This window comes from Paenibacillus sp. NPDC056722 (assembly GCF_042790635.1).
Classification (GTDB): Bacteria; Bacillota; Bacilli; order Paenibacillales; family Paenibacillaceae; genus Paenibacillus_AQ; species Paenibacillus_AQ agri.
Map to the genome: position 1 here is coordinate 45,245 of NZ_JBHTYV010000014.1, position 23,695 is coordinate 68,939.

Annotated in this window: 25 protein-coding genes; 22 read left to right on the forward strand and 3 right to left on the reverse strand. The window is 46.5% G+C overall.

Annotation, left to right across the window (positions count from 1 at the left end; translation table 11 throughout):
- The first annotated feature begins 54 nt into the window (after positions 1-54).
- The 10 genes from ACFRAM_RS24470 (at position 55) to hisC (ending at position 9,287) form a co-directional block, all read left to right on the forward strand.
- Positions 55-390 (forward strand): arsenic metallochaperone ArsD family protein, encoded by a 336-nt coding sequence (locus tag ACFRAM_RS24470; protein WP_379468984.1) that lies wholly within the window; start codon positions 55-57, stop codon positions 388-390.
- The gene (gene arsA, locus ACFRAM_RS24475) at positions 387-2,219 is read left to right on the forward strand and encodes an arsenical pump-driving ATPase (RefSeq protein WP_379468986.1); all 1,833 of its coding nucleotides are present in this window, start codon (positions 387-389) and stop codon (positions 2,217-2,219) included. The genes ACFRAM_RS24470 and arsA overlap by 4 nt, the downstream gene beginning before the upstream one ends.
- Before the next feature lie 198 nt (positions 2,220-2,417).
- Complete coding sequence (locus ACFRAM_RS24480) at positions 2,418-3,359, forward strand: NAD-dependent epimerase/dehydratase family protein (protein ID WP_379468988.1); 942 nt, start codon at positions 2,418-2,420, stop codon at positions 3,357-3,359.
- 194 nt (positions 3,360-3,553) lie between these two features.
- Positions 3,554-3,868 carry a thioredoxin gene (gene trxA, locus ACFRAM_RS24485; RefSeq protein WP_379468990.1) on the forward strand — a complete coding sequence of 105 codons (315 nt, stop codon included), beginning with the start codon at positions 3,554-3,556 and terminating at the stop codon, positions 3,866-3,868.
- 415 nt (positions 3,869-4,283) lie between these two features.
- Positions 4,284-4,937, forward strand: coding sequence for a metalloregulator ArsR/SmtB family transcription factor (locus ACFRAM_RS24490; protein ID WP_379468992.1), 654 nt, complete (start codon positions 4,284-4,286; stop codon positions 4,935-4,937).
- Between the two features lie 70 nt (positions 4,938-5,007).
- Entirely contained in the window at positions 5,008-6,141 is a 1,134-nt protein-coding gene (locus tag ACFRAM_RS24495) for a flavin monoamine oxidase family protein (RefSeq protein ID WP_379468994.1), read from the forward strand.
- A gap of 255 nt (positions 6,142-6,396) precedes the next feature.
- Positions 6,397-7,323, forward strand: a complete 927-nt coding sequence (gene trxB / locus ACFRAM_RS24500) for a thioredoxin-disulfide reductase (protein ID WP_379468996.1) — start codon at positions 6,397-6,399, stop codon at positions 7,321-7,323.
- A gap of 123 nt (positions 7,324-7,446) precedes the next feature.
- Positions 7,447-7,737 (forward strand): rhodanese-like domain-containing protein, encoded by a 291-nt coding sequence (locus tag ACFRAM_RS24505; protein ID WP_379469194.1) that lies wholly within the window; start codon positions 7,447-7,449, stop codon positions 7,735-7,737.
- On the forward strand, positions 7,734-8,078 hold the full coding sequence (locus ACFRAM_RS24510) for a thioredoxin family protein (RefSeq protein WP_379468998.1): 345 nt from the start codon (positions 7,734-7,736) through the stop codon (positions 8,076-8,078). The genes ACFRAM_RS24505 and ACFRAM_RS24510 overlap by 4 nt, the downstream gene beginning before the upstream one ends.
- 153 nt (positions 8,079-8,231) lie before the next feature.
- Positions 8,232-9,287, forward strand: coding sequence for a histidinol-phosphate transaminase (gene hisC / locus ACFRAM_RS24515; RefSeq protein WP_379469000.1), 1,056 nt, complete (start codon positions 8,232-8,234; stop codon positions 9,285-9,287).
- 159 nt (positions 9,288-9,446) lie between these two features.
- On the opposite strand, the gene ACFRAM_RS24520 is transcribed toward hisC, so the two are convergent.
- Entirely contained in the window at positions 9,447-11,000 is a 1,554-nt protein-coding gene (locus ACFRAM_RS24520; protein ID WP_246317057.1) for a glycosyl hydrolase family 18 protein, read from the reverse strand.
- Positions 11,001-12,003: 1,003 nt separating this feature from the next.
- On the opposite strand from ACFRAM_RS24520, the gene ACFRAM_RS24525 reads away from it, so the two are divergent.
- The 3 genes from ACFRAM_RS24525 to ACFRAM_RS24535 all read left to right on the forward strand — a co-directional run bounded on the left by ACFRAM_RS24525 (position 12,004) and on the right by ACFRAM_RS24535 (position 14,076).
- Positions 12,004-12,267, forward strand: coding sequence for a CD3324 family protein (locus ACFRAM_RS24525; protein WP_379469002.1), 264 nt, complete (start codon positions 12,004-12,006; stop codon positions 12,265-12,267).
- Between the two features lie 96 nt (positions 12,268-12,363).
- The gene (locus ACFRAM_RS24530) at positions 12,364-13,101 is read left to right on the forward strand and encodes an MBL fold metallo-hydrolase (protein WP_379469004.1); all 738 of its coding nucleotides are present in this window, start codon (positions 12,364-12,366) and stop codon (positions 13,099-13,101) included.
- 117 nt (positions 13,102-13,218) lie between these two features.
- Complete coding sequence (locus ACFRAM_RS24535; protein ID WP_379469006.1) at positions 13,219-14,076, forward strand: GNAT family N-acetyltransferase; 858 nt, start codon at positions 13,219-13,221, stop codon at positions 14,074-14,076.
- Positions 14,077-14,195: 119 nt separating this feature from the next.
- Here ACFRAM_RS24535 and ACFRAM_RS24540 read toward each other — a convergent pair whose 3' ends face one another.
- Positions 14,196-14,558, reverse strand: coding sequence for a winged helix-turn-helix transcriptional regulator (locus tag ACFRAM_RS24540; RefSeq protein WP_281364491.1), 363 nt, complete (start codon positions 14,556-14,558; stop codon positions 14,196-14,198).
- 198 nt (positions 14,559-14,756) lie between these two features.
- On the opposite strand from ACFRAM_RS24540, the gene ACFRAM_RS24545 reads away from it, so the two are divergent.
- The 3 genes from ACFRAM_RS24545 (at position 14,757) to ACFRAM_RS24555 (ending at position 18,031) form a co-directional block, all read left to right on the forward strand.
- Positions 14,757-15,599 (forward strand): aldo/keto reductase, encoded by an 843-nt coding sequence (locus ACFRAM_RS24545; RefSeq protein WP_379469008.1) that lies wholly within the window; start codon positions 14,757-14,759, stop codon positions 15,597-15,599.
- Positions 15,600-15,693: 94 nt separating this feature from the next.
- The gene (locus ACFRAM_RS24550) at positions 15,694-16,488 is read left to right on the forward strand and encodes an SDR family NAD(P)-dependent oxidoreductase (RefSeq protein ID WP_379469010.1); all 795 of its coding nucleotides are present in this window, start codon (positions 15,694-15,696) and stop codon (positions 16,486-16,488) included.
- A gap of 310 nt (positions 16,489-16,798) precedes the next feature.
- A complete protein-coding gene (locus ACFRAM_RS24555; RefSeq protein WP_379469012.1) occupies positions 16,799-18,031 on the forward strand; it encodes a family 8 glycosyl hydrolase in 1,233 nt (410 codons plus the stop codon).
- Between the two features lie 81 nt (positions 18,032-18,112).
- On the opposite strand, the gene ACFRAM_RS24560 is transcribed toward ACFRAM_RS24555, so the two are convergent.
- Positions 18,113-18,574: an Lrp/AsnC family transcriptional regulator gene (locus ACFRAM_RS24560; RefSeq protein WP_379469014.1), complete on the reverse strand. Its 462-nt coding sequence runs from the start codon at positions 18,572-18,574 to the stop codon at positions 18,113-18,115.
- A gap of 171 nt (positions 18,575-18,745) precedes the next feature.
- Here ACFRAM_RS24560 and ACFRAM_RS24565 point away from each other — a divergent pair, with 171 nt between their 5' ends.
- The 6 genes from ACFRAM_RS24565 to ACFRAM_RS24590 all read left to right on the forward strand — a co-directional run bounded on the left by ACFRAM_RS24565 (position 18,746) and on the right by ACFRAM_RS24590 (position 23,596).
- Positions 18,746-19,924: a serine hydrolase domain-containing protein gene (locus tag ACFRAM_RS24565; RefSeq protein WP_379469016.1), complete on the forward strand. Its 1,179-nt coding sequence runs from the start codon at positions 18,746-18,748 to the stop codon at positions 19,922-19,924.
- Between the two features lie 214 nt (positions 19,925-20,138).
- On the forward strand, positions 20,139-20,465 hold the full coding sequence (locus ACFRAM_RS24570) for an ArsR/SmtB family transcription factor (RefSeq protein ID WP_379469018.1): 327 nt from the start codon (positions 20,139-20,141) through the stop codon (positions 20,463-20,465).
- Positions 20,466-20,601: 136 nt separating this feature from the next.
- Positions 20,602-21,891 carry an arsenic transporter gene (locus ACFRAM_RS24575; protein ID WP_379469020.1) on the forward strand — a complete coding sequence of 430 codons (1,290 nt, stop codon included), beginning with the start codon at positions 20,602-20,604 and terminating at the stop codon, positions 21,889-21,891.
- Positions 21,892-21,912: 21 nt separating this feature from the next.
- Positions 21,913-22,332, forward strand: coding sequence for an arsenate reductase (thioredoxin) (arsC, locus tag ACFRAM_RS24580; RefSeq protein WP_379469021.1), 420 nt, complete (start codon positions 21,913-21,915; stop codon positions 22,330-22,332).
- A 4-nt stretch (positions 22,333-22,336) separates the two neighbouring features.
- On the forward strand, positions 22,337-22,771 hold the full coding sequence (locus tag ACFRAM_RS24585) for a protein-tyrosine phosphatase family protein (protein WP_379469023.1): 435 nt from the start codon (positions 22,337-22,339) through the stop codon (positions 22,769-22,771).
- A gap of 156 nt (positions 22,772-22,927) precedes the next feature.
- Positions 22,928-23,596, forward strand: coding sequence for an aspartate/glutamate racemase family protein (locus ACFRAM_RS24590; RefSeq protein ID WP_379469025.1), 669 nt, complete (start codon positions 22,928-22,930; stop codon positions 23,594-23,596).
- The last annotated feature ends 99 nt before the right edge of the window (positions 23,597-23,695 follow it).

Below are 23,695 nucleotides of genomic sequence, written 5' to 3' on the forward strand. Positions count from 1 at the left end.
AAAATTTTTAAATAATACATCAAAAAAAATTGATTAATTGGAGGTCTTTTTTAAATGATCAAAATAGAAGTGTTCGAATCCGGAGGCTGCTGCTCAACAGGTGTCACTAACCCGGAAGAAAAACGGGCATCGATTCGCTTTGCGGTAGCCGTTAGCCAGTTATCTCAAGCAGGGTTCGATGTTAGTGGATATAACCTTCTGAGTGATACAACGAAGTTTGAAGAAAATGAGGCGGTTAAGGAAGCACTAGCGAGTGATCCCAGCAGCCTGCCTGTTACTTTACTCAATGGCGTTGTTGTGAAGACACGTTCATTACCTACCAATGAGGAACTATCTGAGTGGACGACAATGTCCCTTGAACGACTTGAAGGCAAAGGAGAATCGATATGATACCTTCATTTGATGTGAGCCAAATCCAAGTTACACCTTATTTATTTTTCACAGGAAAAGGGGGCGTAGGGAAAACTTCAACGGCATGTGCGACAGCAGTAGCCTTGGCGGATCAGGGGAAAAGAGTGCTGTTGGTCAGCACCGATCCAGCCTCTAATTTGCAGGATGTTTTTCAGATGGATTTGGATATGAACTATAAGTCGATCCCGGAAGTTCCTAATTTGTTCGTCACTAACCTGGACCCGGAGGAGGCTGCGTCCCGTTATCGTGAGGATGTTGTGGGACCCTATCGCGGTAAGCTACCTGAGGTAGTGATTAATCAGATGGAAGAACAGCTATCCGGATCTTGTACAGTTGAGATTGCTTCTTTTAATGAATTTTCTCATTTGCTAACCGATCAGGCGTTAACGGAATCGTTTGATCATATTATTTTTGATACAGCGCCAACAGGACATACCTTGCGTCTTCTGCAACTCCCCAATGCCTGGAATGAATTTCTGCACAACAGTAAGGAAGGTACAACTCAGGGGGGCTTGCTAGCCGGATTGGATAAACGTAAAGAGGTGTATAAGCAAACGGTCGATGTGCTCAGCGATCCACGGCAAACGTCTCTTGTACTTGTAACACGGCCGGATCACGCACCGCTGGAAGAAGCTGCACGTGCGTCCCAGGAATTGGCGGAGACAGGAATCAAGAATCAAATACTTATTGTCAACGGGCTATTAATGAAGCCACTAGCTGGTGATAACACAGCGGCAGCTTATACGAAGCGGCAACAAGACGCACTAGCTCAACAATCTACTTTACTGCAATCTCTGCCAACCTATGCCGTACCATTGGTGTCGTTTAATGTGGCCGGGGTCGCCAATGTTCGTCGTTTATTCGCTGATGAGCAAGATGTTCCTAATCTTGAAGTGAATACGACAGAATTAAAGGTTTCAGGTCTGGCGGCAATTTTGGACGACATTGAAGCTAAGGGTCAACGTGTTATTTTTACAATGGGAAAAGGTGGCGTCGGGAAAACCACGATTGCGAACGCTATCGCTGTTGGTTTGGCAGCACGTGGTCTAAAGGTACATCTTACGACGACAGATCCTGCAACACAGCTAGACCAAATCATGCACGACAACATTAAAGGCCTACTCAGCATGAGCAAAATTGATCAAAAAGTTGAAGTGGAGAAGTATCGTCAAGAAGTCCTGGATAAAGCGCGAGAAACTATGGACGAACACAGCATTGCTTATGCCGAGGAAGAATTAAATTCTCCGTGTACAGAAGAAATTGCAGTGTTTCGTGCGTTTGCTGTTCTGGTGGATAGAGCAGATAACGAAATCGTAGTGATTGATACGGCGCCCTCCGGTCATACGCTGTTACTGCTCGATGCGACAGAATCGTATCATAAGGAAATTGCGAACGCTTCCGGGGAAGTACCGCCATCTGTGAAAAAATTATTGCCACGCTTGAGAAACGAAGAGGAGACGGCAGTCATCATCGTCACCCATGCAGAAGTTACGCCGGTGTTCGAAGCGGAAAGACTCACGGCTGATCTAAGACGAGCGGGGATTTATCCCAAGTGGTGGTTGATTAACCAAAGCATGGCCCTTACCGGAACCAAAGATGCCATTCTACAGCAACGCGCAGCAAGTGAGCGAACTTGGATCCAGCGAGTGGAAGAAATCTCGGGTAGCCACTATGTTGTATTGCCTTGGCAATCCAACGAGGAGCACGGTGGTGAGCAGCAACATATGATGAATAAAGACGGAGTCTCGATACTGCCGGGATCACGCACCAATGAGGGCTGCTGTGGACCTAAGACTAGCTGTTGCTAAGTATTTTATTGGAGGATTAGAGTTAAACAACATAACTTCTACTAGAGAGCTTTCTCGAGTAGGAGTTTTTTATATTCATAACATTCGAGAAATATAGAGCAGATACATATAAGGGAAACATTGACAATGAGAATTGGTCTAGGCAATACTTTACCTAATACAATTTAATGTAAAAATTTAGATGGTGGTGAAATCAGTTTGAATGCTAATCAACTGCATGTTGTCGTTGGGAGTGGTCCACTAGGAGTGGCCGTTATGAATGAATTGCTTAAGAGAGGGATCCGAACCAAGGTAGTAAATCTGAACAGCATTGTCGATGTTCCCCCTGAGGTAGAGCTAACTCACGCGAATGTTGGGGATGCCGAACAGGCAAGTGAGGTGTTTAAAGGAGCTGCCGTGGTCTATCATTGTGCTAAACCGAATTATACGAAATGGCCTGAGGAATTCCCTCGGCTTACGAAAGGAATAATGGAGGGAGCGATGAAGGCCGAAGCCAAACTGGTATATGCAGATAATCTATATATGTATGGACCCTCCAAAGAGGCATATCATGAGAAAATGCCGAATCAAGCTGTAGAGCGTAAAGGACTAACCCGGGCACAAATGGCCGATGAAATTCTGAAGGCATATCGAAGCGGGAAGCTTCGCGCGGTGATCGGTAGAGGATCCGATTTCTATGGTCCAGGCGTACTGCATTCCATTTTGGGCGGGGACATGGTATTTAAGAAGGCGTTACAGGGTAAGCCAGCGCAAGTCATTGGTAATATCGATGTTCCTCATACCCATATATACATACAAGATTTTGCCGCAGGTCTTGTTAATTTAGCATTAGCCGATGACGCATTAGGACAGATTTGGCATCTAGCCAGTGCTGAAACAACTACTACCCGAAATTTAATCTCCCAAGTTTACTCACAACTCCAGATTCCGTCTAAGGTGCGTGCTGCTCCCAGTTTGGTATTTCAATTAATGAGTTTGTTCAATCCCTTTATGCGAGAAATGAAAGAGGTTGAGTATATATATACGACTCCTTATGTAGTAAACCATAGCAAGTATGTGCAAAAGTTCGGAGATCATACCACTCCGCATGCTCAGGCTATCTCAGAAACAATTGACTGGTTTCGCAGCAGTAAGCATTAGTCCGATTTTCTTATCATTAATTCATCGTACACCTGTTAGTTAAGTGTCAGAAAGAGTCCATCTGAGGATGGGCTCTTTCTGTGCATGAATGTATATCAGAATAAGATTGCCCCTTGACGAAAAATCATCTTTTGTCTATAATTCAATTATTCAATTGAATATATTATATTCATATACACAAGGAGGCTATTCCTATGGGAGCAACTGCACTGACTAAACAATCTTTTCAAAACGAAATTCAATCTGGTGTTACTTTGGTTGATTTTTGGGCCCCTTGGTGTGGGCCATGTAAAATCCAGCTTCCAATCGTTGAAGAACTGGCAGGCGAAATGAAGGATCAAGCAACCCTCGCCACAGTGAATGTGGATAATGAGCCAGAGTTGGCGTCACAGTTCGGCGTCAGAAGTATTCCGACACTGTTGTTGTTCAAGGATGGACAACTGGTGGACACAATGGTCGGCGTCAATCCGAAGAATGTTCTGAAGGATAAAATCTTAAACCTGGTGTAATTGCTAGGGTTTAAAAAATCCCGGCAGTGCTTAGTACAAGCGCTGTCGGTTTTTTTGTATCGAGAAACCCTATAGTAGTATGAAAAAGAACGCCCTATTCTTTAAATAGGACAATCCACCTCTTTTATAAAGGCTGAATTTAATGGCTTATTCTACCTCTGGAGCATGTCCAGTAAAAGAGCCGCGAACGGTATGAGGGCCCTTCAAAAAGTCCATTGTTGACCATTCCAGTGACTGTCCGGAGCCGGCTACAATAATGAGCTCGCTGTCAGAAGGCTTTCATCGTCTTCATGTATTTTCCTCCTTAGGGGTAATAATAAGTATGCATATCCGTGTTCATTAGGAACACTTGAAGTATAAATGAAAAAAAGTTATAATTCAATTATTCAATTGAATTAGGAAAGAGGGAATTTGTATGAATTCCATCAACAGTGATACATCTATCAAAGAGAGGGTCTATCAGCAATATGCTCGCATCGGTAAATGTTTATCCAGTGATAAAAGACTTGAGATTATGGATCTTCTCTCCAATGGGTCCAAAACCGTCGAGTGCTTGGCTGAGCAGACCGGGATGAGTGTGGCGAACGTATCGCGTCATCTGCAAATTTTATTGGAAGCAAGATTAGTGAAGTTCAGTAAAAAAGGGACCTATGCCATCTATTCGTTGGGCGATCCTGCAGTTATAGATTTTCTAATGTCTTTGTGGAACGTCTCTGAGAACCGGCTTTCTGATTTGCCGCGGATCAAAGAGGATCTGCTGAAGCAATATGAAGGGGTACAGACGATTTCAAAGCAGGAGCTGCTGCAAAAGATGGAGACGAATGCAGTAATTGTGCTGGATATTCGCCCAAGGGATGAATACGAAGCCGAGCATATTCAAGGGGCTCTATCTGTTCCTTTGGAGGAACTGGATGAGTATTTGCATACGGTACCATGTCATATTGAGCTGGCTGCTTATTGCAGAGGGCCTTATTGCTCTTATACAACACAGGCTGTAGAGCATATGCAGAATAGAGGCTTCACAGCCTATCGCATAGATGAAGGCGTACACGAATGGAATAGAGACTGATGAATTCCAGAGATGTGAGATCGAGAGCATTTACTACGCTTTTGTAATTATTATTGGAGGTTTATTGAGGGTGAAAGTAGAGATAGAAGAGAAAAGTAATGATCCAGTGGTCATTGTCGGAGCTGGCTTAAGCGGACTGCGTGCGGCGTCTTTGCTTATTTCACAAGGCATTCCTTGCGTGATTCTGGAATCACGAGAGCGGTTCGGCGGTAGAGTCTTAAGCCAAGAAGCCCCGGATAAGCCTGAACTCGGCAAGTTTGACCTTGGACCAACATGGTTCTGGCCGCAATATGAGCCGATGATCGCCCGTCTGGTTCAAGAGCTAGATTTAGAAGTCTTTGCTCAGCATACCGAAGGAGCCATGTTATCCGAGCGATACAAGTATGAACCCGCGCAGCGTTTTATGCTGGCAGAAGGTGCAGTGGAACGTTCTATCCGCCTCACCGGAGGGGTGCGGTGTCTTATTGATGCTGTAGCAGCTACGCTTCCACCAGGTACGATTCAACTGAACACGCGGGTAACCTCGATACGTGCTGACGAAGATCAGACCATTACCCTTGGAGCGGATTTTCCTGATGGTACACAGAAAAGCATAGCCGCAAGTGCAGTGATCCTGGCGTTACCACCTCGACTCGTGGCTCGTCATATTACATTTTCGCCGGCTCTTTCATCTGAACTTATGGCCAGTCTGATGGACAAACCGACTTGGATGGCGGGACAGGCCAAGGTGGTTGCAGTCTATGACACCCCCTTTTGGCGGCAAGATGGTCTTTCCGGTCTTGTTTCCAGTTGGGTTGGACCGCTGCAGGAGATTCATGATGCCTCGCCAGCTACAGGCTCCGGTGCGCTCTTTGGCTTCTTCGGGATGAGGGCTGAGATGAGGCGGGAACTTGGGGAGGACAAAGTCCTGAGCCTCGTGGTTGAGCAACTGTCTCGCCTCTTTGGTCCATCTGCTGAAGCGATGAGCGGGCTCCTTTACAAAGATTGGTCGATGGACCCTGAGACAGCTGTGGAGGAGGATTCCACACCACTCGCCGACTTCCCTAATTATGGGCGCCTGAGCGGAGCGGGGGCTTGGAGCAAGAAAATCTTTTTTGCCGGAACCGAAACCTCGCTTGAACACGGCGGGCATCTGGAAGGTGCGCTTCAGTCAGCCGAACAGGCGGTTTCCGAAGTCATTCAGTTGTACCAAACACATGTATGAGTCTGTACGCTTATAGAGTTGATTCGGAGCACGGCCGCTTAAGGCTGTGCTTTTGTTGTTGGTAAATGACGATTGAGAAGCCTATGAAGCGAAGATGAAGCACTTTAATTTGTAATAGTAACTTGTGGCTTGACGAAGGACCCCATCAGGATTATAATTCAATTATTCAATTGAATAGTTATTTTCGAATTGTAAGTGATTATTAAATTTAAAATGAATCGTACCAGCATGATAATAAACATGGAGGGGTGCAAAATGTATAAATCCGTAATCGTAGGTACAGGTCCTGCCGGGCTGACCGCAGCGATCTATCTGGCTCGTGCCAATATGAATCCACTGGTGATTGAAGGACCCGAACCAGGAGGTCAGTTAACCACTACAACTGAAATCGAGAACTTTCCCGGTTTCCCAGAAGGCATTCTGGGGCCCGAGCTGATGGACAATATGCGTAAACAAGCCGAGCGTTTCGGCGCTGAATTTTTTACAGGCTGGGTGAACCAAGCAGATTTATCCGAACGTCCATTTAAGCTGCAAGTGGAGGGCAAAGGTGAGATTGTAACGGAAACATTGATTATCTCTACTGGGGCAAGCGCCAAGTACCTGGGAATTCCGGGCGAACAAGAAAATGTCGGACGTGGCGTAAGTACATGCGCTACCTGCGACGGATTCTTTTTCCGTGGTAAAGAGCTGATTGTAGTCGGCGGGGGAGATACTGCGCTGGAGGAAGCCAACTTCCTGACCCGTTTTGCTTCCAAAGTCACATTGGTTCACCGTCGTGAGGAATTGCGGGCTTCTAAAATTATGCAGGACCGTGCCCGCGCTAACGAAAAGATACAATGGGCGCTGAATAAAACACCTATAGAAGTCGCTGCTGGTGAGCGGGGAGTCTCGGGACTGAGAGTCATCAACAATACTACTGGGGAAGAAGAAGTGATACATGCGGACGGTGTGTTCGTCGCTATTGGGCACAGACCTAACACAGGTTTCCTGAATGGACAGATCACATCGGATGATAACGGATATATTATAACGGTGCCAGGTACATCTGAGACGAATATTCCCGGGGTCTTCGCTTGTGGAGATGTACAGGACAGCCGTTATCGGCAAGCGATTACTGCAGCAGGCAGTGGCAGTATGGCGGCCATTGACAGTGAGAAGTTTGTCGATGCGTTGGGACATTAAGCGATAGCCAAAGACATGATTGTTATATATACAACCCTTATTATTGCTCTAGTATGGATGGTGCTTCAGCTTTGGCCGGTTCCATCGTTATCGTGCTTGCGAATGAATTTACAGGACAGTTTGATGGTTGCGCCATCCTCTATTAAAGTACTCGATGTCAGGGATGCCGTTTTATACGACAAGGAACACATCCCTGACACGATTAACATATCGCTGGGCCGCTTGCCCTTTGTGTGGAATCAGAGTTTATCCTCCGGGGATGCAGTGATGATACTGGCGGATAATTATTGTAAAAGCAAGAAGGCCGCTCGGATTCTGCACAGAAGGGGATTTCGCCGATTATATGCTGTTCGCGGCCCGGTTCTAAGACACTTGAGCAGTGTTCAAGAACCTTTGAATGGAGGTTCCGTATGAAAGAAATTACAGAAATAATTTCAATCGAAATGACTCATGAGTTCCTTGAAAAGAATGAGCTGAGCTTTCTGTACGTGTCCAGACCGGAGTGCAGTGTATGCCATGCGATCCTGCCCAAGCTAAGAGAACTGCTGGATGCATACCCGCAAATTCACCTCGGACATATTGATGCTAATGTGGTGGAAGAGGTGGCGTCACAATTTTTGATTTTCACAGTGCCTGTGATGCTGCTAATGGCAGGTCAGAGGGAGTACATCAGAGCCGACAGATTTGTAGTCTTCGACCGGCTACAGGAGCAATTAGAGCAGATCTATACGTTACATCAGGAAAGGTATCTATAGATAACGGGCAGATGCAACCAGTAAGTTTATTGAAGCGCACGGCTTGGATTGGTGATTGTTGCAAAGGTCTAGCATTCTATAATTGAATTATTTTCCTGTACTTGGTATTCTCTTTGAAAGAATCTCAATTTATTGAGTTGGGGGAGAGAGTCTATGTACATTAAGCAGACGATAGAGCAGCTAGCGCCTTATGTGCCGGGGATTCAGCCGCAGATGGACGGGCCAGTGATCAAGATTAACGCCAATGAGAATCCATATCCGCCGTCGCCACGGGTGAAGGAGATACTGAGCGGGTTCGATTATGGACAGCTTCGCTATTATCCGGACGCCACCAGCCAAAGATTACGGACGTTAATCGGGACGCATTTCAATCTTAGTTCCGGGCATGTGTTCTGCGGCAACGGTTCTGACGAGATTATTGCGTATCTGTTTCAAATCTGTCTGGAAGAAGGAGATTCTATCGCCACTCCTTATCCTACATACACCCTGTACAAGACGATCGCGGACATTCATCGAGTGCAAACCGAATATGTGCCGACACGTGATGATTTCTCCATTGATATAGAAGCTCTTATTAATACAGGGGCTAAAGGTATCTTTATTGCTAACCCTAATGCACAGACGGGACTGCTGTTACCGCTTGCCGAGATTGAACGTCTGCTTCAGAGCTATGAGGGGCTAGTAGTTATCGACGAGGCATATATCGACTTTGCGCCAGCAACCACATCAGCTTATAAGTTAGTTGCACGTTATCCGAATCTCGTGGTGCTGCGGACCTTTTCCAAATCCTATTCACTGTGCGGTATTCGAGTAGGGTTCTGCTTAGCGGCCCCCATACTGGTGGATGCCTTGGATAAATGTCGGGATTCCTACAATGTCAGTCATCTCAGTCAGCTGATGGCCGCTGCGGCCCTTGAAGATCAGCTGTATTTGCAAAAGACCATTAAGCAGGTTGTTTCTACCCGCGAACGGGTCAGTGAGACGCTGATTCATCTTGGTTTTGAAGTGCTGCCTTCGCAGGCAAACTTCCTTCTATGTAAGCCACAGCAACACGCAGCTAGTGATGTTTACGACTTTTTGAAGTCGAAGCATATTTATGTCCGTTATTTTGACGCCCCGCGGCTCTCGGATAAGCTGAGAATCAGCGTGGGGACGGATGAAGAGATGGATGCTCTACTAGAGCAGTTGAGAAATTTTATTGGCAATTAGATATACACCTAATATTGAAAAAGCCAGCGAGTCCCATTGTTACTGGAGACCGGCTGGCTTTTGCTGTATCTGTGAATAATAGCCTCCGCTCATCGAGCAGATCATGGAGAAATTCAACCGTTCACTTAGGTGAAGGCCAGCCTCTCCCGTGCTCTTCGATTAATTGTTGCTCACCCGGAAAGCCTCCCATGCTCCGCCCACAGCCGTGCGGCTGGCAACCAGCTTGCCTCCGTTATTTAAATCACAAGTAACATACAAGTTATTGGCCAGTGCTTGCAGTGCAATCGTGCCATTTCCTAAATCCACACGATTAAACTTCTCCCACTGCTGGATGGTTGTAGCTTTGGCGATCAGTGCACCACCTGTATTGAGATCAGCGGTGACATACCTGCTATTGATTTTGGACTTGAGGGACACGGTGCCATCCGAGTTCGTGACTAATTCAAAAAGCTCCCAGTCTCCTGCGGCTGCTCTGTTGGCAACCAATTGCTCATTACCGTAGTTTTCAGCAGAGACGATTTGCTGATTGGCTTGGGCAACCAGATAGGAGTATCCTGTTGGATTGGGTGTCACATTACCAGTTACCTCGGAGTAAATGGCCTGAAGCAGTGCACCAGATCTGTCATTGCTGTACTCCCAGAACATAATGCCGCCCAGAGCATTATTCTTCACATATTGTACCTTCAAAGTGAGCGATTGCGGATCGTCATAAGAGATGAAGGTATTTCCATTAAACAAGTAAGGGGCTTGTGCACTGCTGTCCCAATACCGTGTATATCCGTTCTTATTCAAATACTGGCTGACAATCGTGTTGTAATCGGGTTCGAAGCCCCCGGAGCCAGGTCTGTCGAGGCCATTATTGCTATTCTGCACACCTGTCCAGGACCGGCCGTAAAAAGCTCCGCCAATGACCAGTTTGCTTGCGGGAACGCCGCCATTTCGAAATAAATTGACCGCTGAGGTTACGCTAATATCTCTTCCGGACAAATTCGTATGGTGACCGGTGGTCGCATCCCAGCTTCCGTGGAAATCGTACGTCATCAGATTGATCCAGTCCAGCAGAGGCGTGATATTATTGATTTCTACGCCATTCAGATAGCTGCTGCTGGCTCCAGCGGCAATAGTCAGCAGGTACTGTTTGCCATTAATTTGTCCTTGGGCGTTCAGTTTGTCGCGAACCTTCGAGAGAAGCAGGGTGAAATTTTGTTTATCCTGCGGCCGTGCAGTTGTGCCTGCTGCAGGGTTAGTTGGATATTCCCAGTCCAGATCGACGCCATCCAAGTTATTGGCGGTCACCAGTTGCACAAGGCTGTCGGCAAAGGTTGTACGGGAGGCGTCTGTAAGTGCAGCATCTGAAAAACCGTTCGCACCCCAGCCCCCGACAGATAATAGAACTTTTAAATCCGGATTTCTGGATTTCAGTCCGACCATAGTTTGCAGATTCGTACGGTCATTATTCGTAATAGTGGCTCTGCCGTTGGAGATCAGGGCAAAGGAGTAATTGATATGAGACAATTGCTCTGCTTTGATATCATTCGCGGTCAAGTTGGCCCAGCCGGCTACATAAGCGATGATTTTCTTAGGAAGAGGAGCGGCATCGGCCTGTTGTGCTGGCCCCACGACAAGGCTCGAAGACACAAGAATGAAAGACAAGAAGAGGAGCATAACTATTTTACTGATAGATGGGGTAGTGCTAACTCGATTTTTGTTCATCACAAATTCTCCTTTTTGGTTTGAATTTTAAAATCTAGTAGCCTATCCATACCCTCCTCTCCAGGCGGACCACGCCCTTTCATTTGTATTTCTTTGTCCCTCATCCATTTTGCTGCGCGGCTATGCCTATTGACGCCCATCACTCTCATCCTTTCTGTTCTACACAGAATTACGACTATCGTGAGTGGTATATAACATAGTATGTAAGCGCTATCTATTGTTTTTAGAAGATCAACGAGTCTAGCAAAATGGACAGGGGTAGACAGGGGTAGACAGCATAAATAGAGTTACATGCAAATAAGTATGGGTAGGTTGTAGGTCTGGAAGAGGAAAGTGTAAGTCAACAGAGTACAGTGGCAATAATAATTGGAAGTTATAGAGTGCGTAGGATGGGGGAGGTACAGGGTAGATAACAGACGTTAATCTGCTACGGACGTGTGAGTTTTGTTGCAGCATCATTAAAAACTATGGTATCTATGTAAAAATAAGGATAATATATTAATGCGATATTTGTCAACTAGATTTGATAAATTGTCTTTAAATGGGGTATTGGAACGAAATTCAAAATCAGGTCGATCAATTTGGCCAGACATTCGCAACACTTCTTGAGTGGATCGAAGGGTCGGCACTTACGCTAGAGGAAGATAACATTACGCAGATTGTCTTTAGATTAGGAGAAGATGCAGCCAGATTGCATGAATTCTCTCAGACATTAGTTCCACTAGATTTACATAGACCACCATGTAAAAGTGGAATATATCCCTGAGCTGGAGATTACGCTGCCTGTTGTGTCACAATAGAGGCATATTACTGTCACAATACCTAGCCTTTAGACGGGAGTGAACGGCATGATCCCTATGCTTTTTCGTATCGATGGAGGTGGCTCTGAGCAAAGAGTTCCAACGCGTTCAAGCGAACTTTGCTTAGAGCCTTCGCCATACTGAAGAGCGGACTCTTTGCTTCTCTATATACCGAATTCTGCTATATAGATAGGAGCAAAATAATGAAATATCAAAATGCACAACGGATGCTACCGGAAGAATTACTTCATAGCATTCAAGAATATGTACAAGCAGGATATCTGTATATCCCAGCCCGGCAAGGGAAGAAAAAACAATGGGGTGAATGTTCCGGGTATAAGCAAATGCTGCAAGACCGTAATGAAGAGATCATGCGTAATTTTCGTTCAGGTCTAACCGTCAAGGAGCTTGCACACCATTACTATTTGAGTGAACGCAGCATTAGACGAATTATTCGCAGTCAATAAGGTGGACACCTTTGATTCTGTATCATCTATGTCCTTTCTAACGCTCGTGTCATGTTCTACACTTATTCTTAAAGGACATGAATTCAGGAGGTACGGATGAACCCTTATCAACTGCTCGACATTGAATTTGAATATAGTGGACAACTACAGATCATTACCCCGGTCTTGCTTCAAGATGAACGCGATACGATTCTTGTAGATTGCGGTTATCCAGACTTTGTGCCTCTCCTAGAAGCAGCAGTGAACAAACATGGGGTTACACTACGTTCCCTCACCAAGTTGATCATCACGCATCACGACATGGATCATGTCGGATCACTTGCTGCACTGAAACGGGCATATCCGCACGTCAGCATTATCGCCCATGAGGTTGAAACTCCGTTTATTGAGGGGAACATAAAGTCAAAGCGGTTGGAGCAGGCGGAATCGACATTTGATGCTTTGCCAGAGGAAGCCAAGCCGCAAGCGGAGCAATTTATTAAATTCTTGCAGTCCATTGAGCCGGCAGCAGTTGATCAGACGGTATCTGGTGGGGAATGGTTGCCATGGTGCGGAGGGATAGAAATCATTCATACGCCAGGGCATACGCCTGGCCATATGTCACTGTATCTTCCTGCCAACAAAACTTTAATTGCCGGAGATGCGGTCGTCATTGAGCAAGGCAGACTTGAAATTGCCAATCCACAATATACATTGGATTTGCCGGAGGCTGTTCATTCGGTTCAGCGATTACTGGAATATGACATTGAGCAGGTTGTTTGCTATCATGGGGGGCTTTTTCACGGCGATGTGAAGGAAGCCTTACAACAACTCGTACATGCGTATCATTCATAATGCAAAGCGAGAGGCGGGAATTTTTAAATATAGCAGAACTATAACTACTTTATGATGTGAACAAGCTGTATGATCAAGTCGATATGCAGAAGGGAGCGATCTAAAGTGGGGATGAATATGCCAAAATATAGACTGGAGCTAGCAGATAAAGAAAAGTTTGCCGTCTACCAGGTGATCTATGCCGATACGGATATTGAGATGTGGTATGACTGGAATACACGTCTTCAAGATACGCAATTCAGCGACCGATGTTATTGGATTCTGCGTGACGAGGTGAGGATTGGCGGGGCAATAATCAATGATGGGACGGTAATGTACCCCTTTTTGATCTCACCTTTTGCTGACAGAACGGCTTTTTGGAAAGCGTTATTTAGTTGCAGTCATGATATTAAGCACATTAATGGAGTCTTACAACAAGATGTCAGTATTTTGCTTGCATTCGGATATAAGCTGGGTGTGATTCGGCTGGTCATGTGCTGTCCGGCTGATGATAGCATAACAGCAGTGTTGCCGGATGGATTTTCTGTTCGTCCGCTAGATGAGACAACGGATATTGTCACGGTAGCCAAGATCCTTATGGAGGGATATGCAGGGGGGATTGACTATGAAACTTATGGTACTCCCGATGAAGCTAAGGTCATAGCAGATGTTCAGCATCTGATGAAGGTCTATGAGCACCGCAATCTTTCGATTTATGTATTTGATGAGCAAAAGCAAGAAATTGCCGGACTTTGTATAGCTGGCATCTATGAAAAAATGCCCCTCGGTTTTGCGGAAATAGGGGAATTGTGCGTGCTTCCCAAGTATAGAAACAAACGGCTTGCAGAAGCTATGCTCAACTATGTGAGAGCAACCGCTCATGAGCATTCACAGGTCGTTAAGCTTTGTGTGACCGTTGGCAATGAGGCAGAGAATCTCTATAGAAAAGTTGGCTTTTACCCGGGACCCCGATTTGCAAATATGAGCAGAAGTTAGGCCTCGTAGGTTGATCCGATCCTTCTTCGGCTCCTTCAATCAAATAGATGCTGCCATGCTGCCATCCTGGGCAACATAGCAGCATCTTCAGTTCCTTAGCCTGCAAGGAATGCTTTGCCTTACTTGTTGAGAATACTATCTTCAAGCATTGCATGTTTGTCGCCATATTGCTTGATAATATGCTGCTCTCCCCAATTGCACAACGAATCAAGGATATCCTTCAGACTTTCCCCATATTCACTCAACTCGTACTCCACCTTTGGCGGAACCTGGTTATAGCTAATCCGGTTAATGATACCGTCACTTTCCAGCTCCCGCAGCTGCTGGGTCAGCATTTTTTGCGTAATAGCAGGCATCAGTTGCTTGAGCTCGGTAGTGCGCTTCTTGCCATGGGTCAAATGGCAGAGGATGACACATTTCCATTTCCCGCCAATAACCTCCAGTGTGGCCTCCACCGAAATATTATATTTTTTCTTAACCAATATCATGGTTATTCCTCCAGTTGTTAGGCTCTTGATATCCTCATGGGTACTTTTTAGTTACTATGGTACTTTGAAGTGCGTACTATTCATTTGGGATGTTTTAACCTATCATATCACTTGCAAGCATTGATGACTAGGGCTTGGCCGAATGGCATATTATAAGCTCAGCAATTAATCATAGATGGAGGAAGATAGAGAATGGCTAACAATCTGCAAGATACAACAACTCTGTCCAATGGGGTGAAAATGCCGTGGTTTGGTCTCGGAGTATTTCAAGTAGAGGAAGGCGCTGAACTGGAGAACGCGGTGAAAACAGCAATTGCCCACGGCTACCGTAGTGTGGATACCGCTGCGATCTATGGCAATGAAGAAGGAGTAGGCAACGGAATTCGCCAAGGGCTTGAAGCTGCTGGTATTTCCAGAGAAGACCTGTTCGTGACCTCCAAAGTGTGGAATGCGGATCTCGGTTATGAGTCCACCATTGCTGCATATGAACTGAGCCTGAAGAAGCTTGGTCTGGAATACCTCGATTTGTATCTGATCCATTGGCCTGTAAAAGGCAAATATAAGGAAGCCTGGAGAGCACTTGAGACTCTTTATAAAGAAGGGCGTGTCAAAGCGATCGGAGTCAGCAACTTCCTTGAGCACCAGTTAAAAGACCTGCTCGAAGATGCTGAAATCAAGCCAATGGTGAACCAGATGGAATATCATCCGCGCTTGACGCAAAAAGATCTGCAAGCCTTCTGCAAAGCGCAAGGCATTCAATACGAAGCCTGGTCTCCACTGATGCAGGGCCAACTGCTGGACAACCCTGAGCTGCAAGAAATTGCTGCTAAATACGGCAAATCTATTGCCCAAATCATTTTGCGTTGGGATCTTCAAAGCGGTGTTGTTACGATTCCTAAGTCAACCAAAGAACACCGCATTGTGGAGAATGCTTCGGTCTTTGATTTCGAGCTGTCCGCTGAAGATATGAAACGAATTGACGGATTGGATCAACACCTGCGTGTCGGACCAGACCCGGACAACTTCGATTTTTAATAGTGCATGAACAAGATCACTCCCTCGTTCTATATGGAATGAGTGGAGTGATCTGTCTTGTATCAGGGTATGTGTATACAAAGGAGGAATGGGCATGGAGCTACATTTAGAGGGGAAAACCGCACTGGTGACTGGATCGACATCGGGAATCGGCAAAGCGATTGCGTTATCCCTAGTCAAGGAAGGAGCAATTGTCCTGATCAATGGACGGCATGAGGACAAGGTGAATCATACGATTCAAGAGATCAAGAAGGAGCATCCTGAAGCTGAGCTATACTCAGCGGTAGCGGATCTGGGAACAGAGGCGGGCTGCCAGAAGCTTGTGGAGGAATTCCCGAAAGTCGATATTCTTATTAACAATCTGGGGATCTTCGAGCCTGCTGAATATTTTGATATCCCGGATGAAGAATGGTTCAAATTCTTTGAGGTTAACATCATGAGCGGAGTTCGGCTTAGCCGTCATTACTTGAAGGACATGCTGGAGAGCAATGAGGGCAGAATTATCTTCATCGCCAGTGAGGCCGCAGTGATGCCTTCTCAGGAAATGGCTCATTACAGTGCAACCAAAACGATGCAGCTATCGCTTTCCCGCAGCTTGGCTGAGCTCACCAAAGGGACAAAGGTGACGGTGAATACCGTCATGCCGGGCTCTACCTTAACAGAAGGCGTAGAGACTATGCTGGGCACCTTGTATCCGGAGGAGAAGCTGACGATTGAGGAAGCAGAGACCAGATTCATGAAGGAGAATCGTCCAACCTCCATTATTCAACGGCTGATCCGGCCGGAAGAGATTGCGGATGTTGTCGTTTTTCTCAGCAGCCCGTTGGCTTCGGCGATTAATGGCTCTGCTATGCGAGTGGACGGCGGTTTGGTTCGCAGCGTGTTCTAAGTTTATTGATAAAGGATCACTTCATTGTTCCATTTTGGGACAGGGGTGATCCTTTTTTTTTGTGATGAGAGCCTGGAAAGTAAGTCATGCGGTAGAGCGAGAGGAGTACACCGGGAGGAATGTGGAAACTATGACTTGCGGTATGTTTGATATTGACAGTTACTAGATTGCAGAATATATTGGTATTGCGATTTCCAATCATTATTTAACAAATTAACCAATTTGTTTATGTCATTTGCCTCTTAACGCGTTTGGCTATTGCCCCTGCTTGTTGATCACTAAATCAGCATTTAGATGAGGAGACGATTAAATGATGAAAAGGACAGGAAAGCTTAGGTTCAATTGGAGAACGCTTATGATGATGTGTTTAGCTATCGTTATACTTCCAGCGGGATCCGCATTCGCAGCAGTAAATAAGCCATTTCCACAGCATACGACCTATACTTCCGGTTCTATTCAGCCCAATAATGTCACTCAGACGAGCATGGATAATACAGTGAAAACCAAATGGGATGCGTGGAAAGCGGCCTACCTTAAGCCAGCTGGCTCCGGCAAGTACTATGTGAAATACAATTCCGCAGGGGAAACCGTATCCGAAGCGCATGGCTATGGCATGCTGTTCACCGTGCTAATGGCCGGGTATGACAGCAGTGCGCAGACGTATTATGACGGTCTCTATAATTATTACAAAGCACATCCGAGCGCGAATAACCCGTACCTGATGTCATGGAAGCAGAACAGCAGTTTTCAAAATATTGACGGTCAGGATTCGGCCACAGACGGGGATATGGACATCGCATTCTCGCTGCTGCTAGCAGATAAGCAGTGGGGAAGCAGCGGTACAATCAATTATTTACAAGCGGCTAAGAATGTCATTAATGCCATTATGGATAAAGAAATTAACCAGACCCAGTGGACCATCCGTCTCGGTGACTGGGCGAACAGTGGCGCCTATAATACAGCTACACGGCCTTCGGATTTCATGCTGAATCATTTGAAGGCTTTCCAAAGTGCTACTGGCGATGCCCGCTGGAAGAATGTTACGGACAAGACCTACACGATCATCAACAGCCTGTATAGCGGGTACAGCGCAAGCACCGGTCTGCTGCCTGATTTCGTGATTTACTCAGGTGGTGTGTACAAGCCCGCAGCGGCTAACTTCTTAGAAGATGCTAATGACGGTAATTACAACTATAACTCCTGTCGTACTCCATGGCGGATTGCTACGGACTACCTGATTACTGGCGATAACCGTGCCTTGTCGCAGCTTAATCAGATGAACAGTTGGATCCAAACTAAAGTAGGGGGTGCACCCGGAAGCATCAAGGATGGATATAAGCTGAATGGAACTGTGTTCGGCAGCTACAACAGCGGTGCCTTCTATGCACCGTTCGGCGTTAGTGCGATGACCTCTCCGAGCTATCAAAGCTGGCTAAACTCGGTGTGGAGCCATACGGCAAGTAGTTCTGCCGAAGGCTACTACGAAGACAGCATCAAGTTGTTCTCGCTGATTGTGATGTCAGGCAACTGGTGGACATATTAATAAAGTTCCGTATTTTCTCATTTGATATCTCAGGGATCCGGCTCTTGCCGGATTCCTTTTTGTTTGTACATCGTCTGCGAGCTATTCTAGATCGGCGAGCAGATTTACTTTTTCAAGCGAGGGGATGAGGAATTTAGGATCAATAGGGGATGACATTACGATGAGAACGGTGTAAGTTCCATAGGGATCGCACTGCTTGCCGAATTCTTCAAGTGATTGGGTAGAGTCAGTCATTACCTTTAGGAGGTAGTTGTGTTCTCCGCTGATGCGATAGCATTCAACAACCTCGGGTGCAGAACGGCAAAAATCAAGGAAGGGATAACATTCTTTTGTCCTAAACAGTACATAGGCCACAGTACCTTTGCCGATTTTCTCCGGAGAGATCACTGTGCGGTACGCCTCAATGACCCCGTTCTCTTCCAGTCGGCGAACTCGCTCAGTAACCGCTGGTTGCGACAGGCTGACACTTTTCCCTAACTCGGTCATTGAAATTCTTGCGTGATTTTGCAAATGGAACAGAATCTGCTTATCTATATGGTCCATGAAAACGCCCTCCTTTAATTCCGAATAATTCCTTGCAAACTACCTCATTTTCCTTTGTAAAATGAAGCAACTAACTGGTTTGTCTTATGTAATCAAAGGGACTTGATTTATATAATAAACTCACCCCGGAAAAGTAAGCAACATGATATTGTTCAGAGAGGATGAGTATCATTGAATAAATTATATTGGAACAAAGAGACGGAAGACAATTTACAAGCACGTATAGATGAGGTCATCGATCATACACTTGCCGATAAAAGGTTAGCCGGCGCCGTTGTTAAAGTGGCAGTTGGCGGGGAGTTGGTGTATAACCGTGCTGCCGGTTTTGCTGATCGTGAGAACAATCGGCCCATGCATGAGGATGCGTTATTTCGGTTGGCTTCTGTGTCTAAGCCTATTGTTTCTACAGCTGCTTTGGTATTGGTATCCCAAGGCCGTCTGCAATTGGATGACCGTGTAGATCGCTGGTTGCCGGAATTTCGTCCAGGGCTGCAGAATGGTGAAGCTGCGACATTGACGATTCGTCACCTGTTAACACACACCGCTGGATTGACGTACCGTTTTTTTCAAGAAGAGAAGGGTTCCTATGAGCTTGCGGGTGTATCTGATGGGATGGATCTGGCGGGTATCACATTGGACGAGAACCTGCGCCGGCTTGCTTCTGTGCCGCTTCTGTATGAACCAGGGACACAGTGGAAATATTCTATAGCTACAGATGTACTGGGCGCGGTGATTGAAAAGGCAGCCAATGCACCACTTGGGGAAGCTGTTCATTCACTGGTGACAGCCCCTCTGGGCATGTGCGATACCGGGTTTACTGCAGTCGATCCGCAGCGGCTGGCTGTTGCTTATGCTGATGATCCTGCTGAGCCACGCCGCTTGCGGGATTTTGACACCATACCATTTGTAGAGGGGACGGCAGGTTTCCGGCTTGCTCCTGTCCGGGCAATAGATGCCACAGCGTATCCTTCAGGTGGAGCGGGAATGGTTGGCAGTGCCGGAGACTTTTTGAAGCTGCTGGAAACCTTGCGCAAGGGGGGAGAACCCCTAATGAAAGAGGCAGTGGTTCGTGAGATGACTACCAATCAGATCGGCGATCTTCCGATGCTCTTTTGGCCAGGCAGAGGGTTCGGCTTAGGCTTTGTTCTGCTCAAAGACCCGGTTGCTGCAGCTACCCCAGAGTCACCGGGTACTTGGCGTATGGGAGGAACCTATGGTCATTCGTGGTTTGTGGACCCTTCGAAGGAGCTCAGCGTGGTAGCGTTCACGAATACGGCACTGGAAGGTATGTCAGGCAAGTTCACTACGGATCTTACAGACGCCGTCTATGCCGGGATCAGGGGAAAATGAGAACGATTAATCCAGCTTAATACTAACCTAATTACCAGTTCATCACGTTAACTACGTGCTTGAGCTGGTTTTTTTAGTATCCGGCCATCATGCACAGAAACTAATGTACATCTTCTATGGTCTAACTTAGCGATTATTTTATTCTTGTCAAATTTCGGGCAGGGAATTAGAATATAAGCATTGGCTTATATACAAGTGGAAGGAGGAGACAGATATGGAGCCACTAGCCGATATTGCTGACGATATGAAGCTGCTAGGGGATAAGACGCGTCTGGCGATGCTTTCGCTGTTGAAAGAGCGGGAGTGGTGCGTATGCGAATTTGTGGACATCTTTGATATTTCACAGCCGGCGGTCAGCCAGCATCTAAGAAAGCTAAAAACACAGGGCATCGTTAAGGAGAGTAAACGCGGACAATGGGTACATTACTCCCTGAATGTCAAAGATAAGCCGCATATCCAGGCTGTTCTGAATCAAATGCCGGATTCCAAGGCGATACTAACCCTTTTGAATAAAAAAGAAATTGTTGCTTCTTGTGAGTGATATGCGCTTGAAGTAACAAAGCTATGTTTTATATATAAGTATATAGTTATATGATTATTTGGTGTTATGATGGCCGAGTCGGCGTTTGTGTCGTAGGTTCATCTAATTTGATTGGAACCAACTGGAGGTTGTAGCAGTGGCCGTTTGGGCAATTATTATTTTTATAGTCACATTAGTATTTGTAATCTGGCAACCTAAGAACCTGTCCATTGGCTGGTCTGCTTGTGGCGGGGCGGTCTTGGCGTTACTGGTAGGGGTAGTAAGTTTTAACGATGTGCTCGATGTCACCGGGATTGTGTGGAACGCGACATTAGCCTTCATTGCGATCATCCTGATTTCACTGATCCTGGACCATATCGGATTTTTCGAATGGGCCGCCCTACACATGGCACGCGCTGCCCGTGGGAATGGGATTCGGCTGTTCGTCTATGTGACCATTTTGGGAGCAGTGGTGGCGGCGTTTTTTGCCAATGATGGTGCAGCGCTGATCCTCACTCCGATTGTGCTTGCTATGGTGCGTGCCTTGAAATTCGATGAGAAAAAGGTGTTTCCGTTCATCATCGCCAGCGGGTTCATCGCTGACACAACTTCATTGCCTCTTATCGTCAGCAATCTGGTGAACATCGTGTCCGCCGATTTCTTCGGCATCACCTTCATGGAATATGCGGGCCGGATGATCATTCCAACCTTATTTTCGCTGGTGGCAAGTATTCTGGTCTTGTTCGTCTTTTTCCGCAAAGTCATCCCTCGGAAGTTCGACAGCGCTCAGCTTAAGAACCCACAAGAGGCGATCAAAGACAAAGGGATGTTCAAGCTGTCCTGGGTCGTGCTCGCGGTTCTACTTATCGGCTATTTCGTTAGCGAATTTCTGAACATCCCTGTGTCGGCGGTAGCCGGAGTGATTGCGATTTTCTTCCTGCTGATGGCAAGGAATAGTTCGTCCGTCAACACGAAGGAAGTGATCAAGGGAGCGCCTTGGGCGATTGTGTTTTTCTCCATTGGGATGTATGTCGTGGTGTACGGGCTGCGGAATGCCGGTCTTACAGATTTGTTGGCAGAGGTGCTGCGGGCGGCAACAGATCAGGGGTTATTCGTCGCCACGATGAGCATGGGCTTTATAGCCGCTATCCTCTCCTCAGTGATGAACAATATGCCTACTGTTCTAATTGACGCGCTCGCGATCGATGCTACACACACGACGGGAATCATGAAGGAAGCTTTGATTTACGCGAACGTTATCGGGTCAGATTTGGGCCCTAAGATTACACCGATAGGTTCGCTGGCGACTCTGCTTTGGCTACATGTACTTTCTACTAAAGGCGTGAAAATATCCTGGGGAACGTACTTTAAAACAGGCATCATCCTGACGGTTCCCACACTGTTTATTACCCTCTTAGGACTCTATATATGGTTAATTATTCTATAATGTAAAAGGAGATCGATGACAATGGATAAGAAGACTCTTTATTTTCTATGCACAGGCAACTCTTGCCGGAGCCAGATGGCCGAGGGGTGGGCGAAGCAATATTTGAGTAAGGACTGGAATGTCTACAGCGCCGGGATTGAAGCTCATGGACTGAACCCCAAAGCGGTACAAGCCATGAGCGAAGCCGGTATCGATATCTCGGGCCAAACCTCCGACATTATTGATTCGAGCCTTTTGAATAACGCAGATTTGGTGGTTACCTTGTGTGGCGATGCCGCAGATAAATGCCCGATTACCCCGCCGAAGGTAAGACGTGAACACTGGGGGTTTGATGATCCAGCCAAGGCTCAGGGGACGGATGAGGAGAAATGGGCAGTATTTCAAAATGTCCGTGACCAGATCGGCGCACGTATTAAGCAATTTGCGGAGACAGGGGAATAACGATATGGCGGGCTATCACGAACTTATTGAAGGTAAAGTGTATATCGGCGGGGAGAACGGTTTGCTGGAGGCGCTTCAGGAGCAGGGGATTTCGGATGTGTTTGATCTGAGAGACAACGGCACTAAAGCTGAGGGTTTTCCGGATAAGGTTAGCCGACATCATCATCCGATTGTGGAGCATGAAAGTGGACAAGACGCCTCTGTACAACAGGCAGTCCTAGCCATCAGCGAAGCTGTAAACAGTGGGAAAACCGTCTACTTCCATTGCGCGGGTGGCCGCAACCGTACAGGAACCGTAGCCACGGGTTTGCTGCTGGAACTTGGGATAGTCTCCACGGTAGAAGAAGCTGAGAACTTAGCCAAAGAAAAACGCCCGGATATCCAGATTAAAGGGGCAATGCGTGAAGTGTTGAACCGATTGTATCCACCAGGAGTATAGGGGAGCAATCGAAGCAACCGTACTTTCCTTTTTGATCAGTCAAAATTATGGAGTTCACCTATAGATGATGCTTAGGCTTTGTAAGGTTCCTTTCACTTGTGTGAAGGGGACCTTTTGTTTTACGATTTATGTATTGAAAAAGGGGGAAATAAGCTCATGACAAGAATAGGCTGTTATCATGCGCATTATTCCAATATCGAGCACATCGAGAAAGCTTTGGCTGGCCATGAAGTGGAACTGGTACATTTTGTAGATCCAGGTCTGGATCGCATAAAAATGGACGCCGATTTTAATAATGAGATTGTTGAAGCCAAGGTGAAGGAGACCCTGAATTGGATTTCAGCCTGCCATGTGGATGCCATTCTGATCACGTGCACTTTTTTTACCGCAGCATATCGGGAAAATCTTCACCCATTGCCTATTCCCGTCATAAAGATAGATGACCCATTATTTCAGGATGCTTGCCGGTCTGATGAACCTGTTCGCTTCGTTTTCACCAATCCAAATACGGTTACAGGGACGATGGAGCAGTTCCAGCATTATTGTAAGGCCACAGGACGTAAGGTGCTTGTAGAATCCAGCGTGCTGGAGCATACGTTCAGTCTGATTATGCAGGGGAAAAAAGAGGAGTATACCGCGCTGGTGTCGTCTGGCTTAAAACGCGCGGCTCAAGAGAATCCTGGCGTCCGTATCGTTGCTGCCCAGCTTTCAATGGCTCCTGCAGCCCACCAGGTAGAACAGGAAACAGGCATCACCATCGGCAACCATCTGAATGCTCTGACCAGTTACATGATCGATAAGCTTTCTTTGCAGAAGAAGAAATAACTATAAGATGAACAAAAGAAGGGAACAACAAGCAGGGAGGAACGAAGGGGGAAGTTTGGAACTGTAGGAGCGAAGCGCTCGCCTGAAAGCTTTCCGCAG

What these genes read in the sequence shown, in the direction of transcription:
- ACFRAM_RS24590 (WP_379469025.1), top strand. Translation starts at nt 22,928, where the DNA reads ATGACAAGAATAGGCTGTTATCATGCGCATTATTCCAATATCGAGCAC.
- ACFRAM_RS24510 (WP_379468998.1), top strand. Translation starts at nt 7,734, where the DNA reads ATGAAAGAAATTACAGAAATAATTTCAATCGAAATGACTCATGAGTTC.
- ACFRAM_RS24535 (WP_379469006.1), top strand. Translation starts at nt 13,219, where the DNA reads ATGCCAAAATATAGACTGGAGCTAGCAGATAAAGAAAAGTTTGCCGTC.
- arsA (WP_379468986.1), top strand. Translation starts at nt 387, where the DNA reads ATGATACCTTCATTTGATGTGAGCCAAATCCAAGTTACACCTTATTTA.
- arsC (WP_379469021.1), top strand. Translation starts at nt 21,913, where the DNA reads ATGGATAAGAAGACTCTTTATTTTCTATGCACAGGCAACTCTTGCCGG.
- ACFRAM_RS24545 (WP_379469008.1), top strand. Translation starts at nt 14,757, where the DNA reads ATGGCTAACAATCTGCAAGATACAACAACTCTGTCCAATGGGGTGAAA.
- trxB (WP_379468996.1), top strand. Translation starts at nt 6,397, where the DNA reads ATGTATAAATCCGTAATCGTAGGTACAGGTCCTGCCGGGCTGACCGCA.
- trxA (WP_379468990.1), top strand. Translation starts at nt 3,554, where the DNA reads ATGGGAGCAACTGCACTGACTAAACAATCTTTTCAAAACGAAATTCAA.
- ACFRAM_RS24585 (WP_379469023.1), top strand. Translation starts at nt 22,337, where the DNA reads ATGGCGGGCTATCACGAACTTATTGAAGGTAAAGTGTATATCGGCGGG.
- ACFRAM_RS24550 (WP_379469010.1), top strand. Translation starts at nt 15,694, where the DNA reads ATGGAGCTACATTTAGAGGGGAAAACCGCACTGGTGACTGGATCGACA.
- ACFRAM_RS24560 (WP_379469014.1), bottom strand. Translation starts at nt 18,574, where the DNA reads ATGGACCATATAGATAAGCAGATTCTGTTCCATTTGCAAAATCACGCA.
- hisC (WP_379469000.1), top strand. Translation starts at nt 8,232, where the DNA reads ATGTACATTAAGCAGACGATAGAGCAGCTAGCGCCTTATGTGCCGGGG.
- ACFRAM_RS24505 (WP_379469194.1), top strand. Translation starts at nt 7,447, where the DNA reads ATGGTTGCGCCATCCTCTATTAAAGTACTCGATGTCAGGGATGCCGTT.
- ACFRAM_RS24470 (WP_379468984.1), top strand. Translation starts at nt 55, where the DNA reads ATGATCAAAATAGAAGTGTTCGAATCCGGAGGCTGCTGCTCAACAGGT.
- ACFRAM_RS24555 (WP_379469012.1), top strand. Translation starts at nt 16,799, where the DNA reads ATGATGAAAAGGACAGGAAAGCTTAGGTTCAATTGGAGAACGCTTATG.
- ACFRAM_RS24530 (WP_379469004.1), top strand. Translation starts at nt 12,364, where the DNA reads ATGAACCCTTATCAACTGCTCGACATTGAATTTGAATATAGTGGACAA.
- ACFRAM_RS24520 (WP_246317057.1), bottom strand. Translation starts at nt 11,000, where the DNA reads ATGAACAAAAATCGAGTTAGCACTACCCCATCTATCAGTAAAATAGTT.
- ACFRAM_RS24570 (WP_379469018.1), top strand. Translation starts at nt 20,139, where the DNA reads ATGGAGCCACTAGCCGATATTGCTGACGATATGAAGCTGCTAGGGGAT.
- ACFRAM_RS24525 (WP_379469002.1), top strand. Translation starts at nt 12,004, where the DNA reads ATGAAATATCAAAATGCACAACGGATGCTACCGGAAGAATTACTTCAT.
- ACFRAM_RS24490 (WP_379468992.1), top strand. Translation starts at nt 4,284, where the DNA reads ATGAATTCCATCAACAGTGATACATCTATCAAAGAGAGGGTCTATCAG.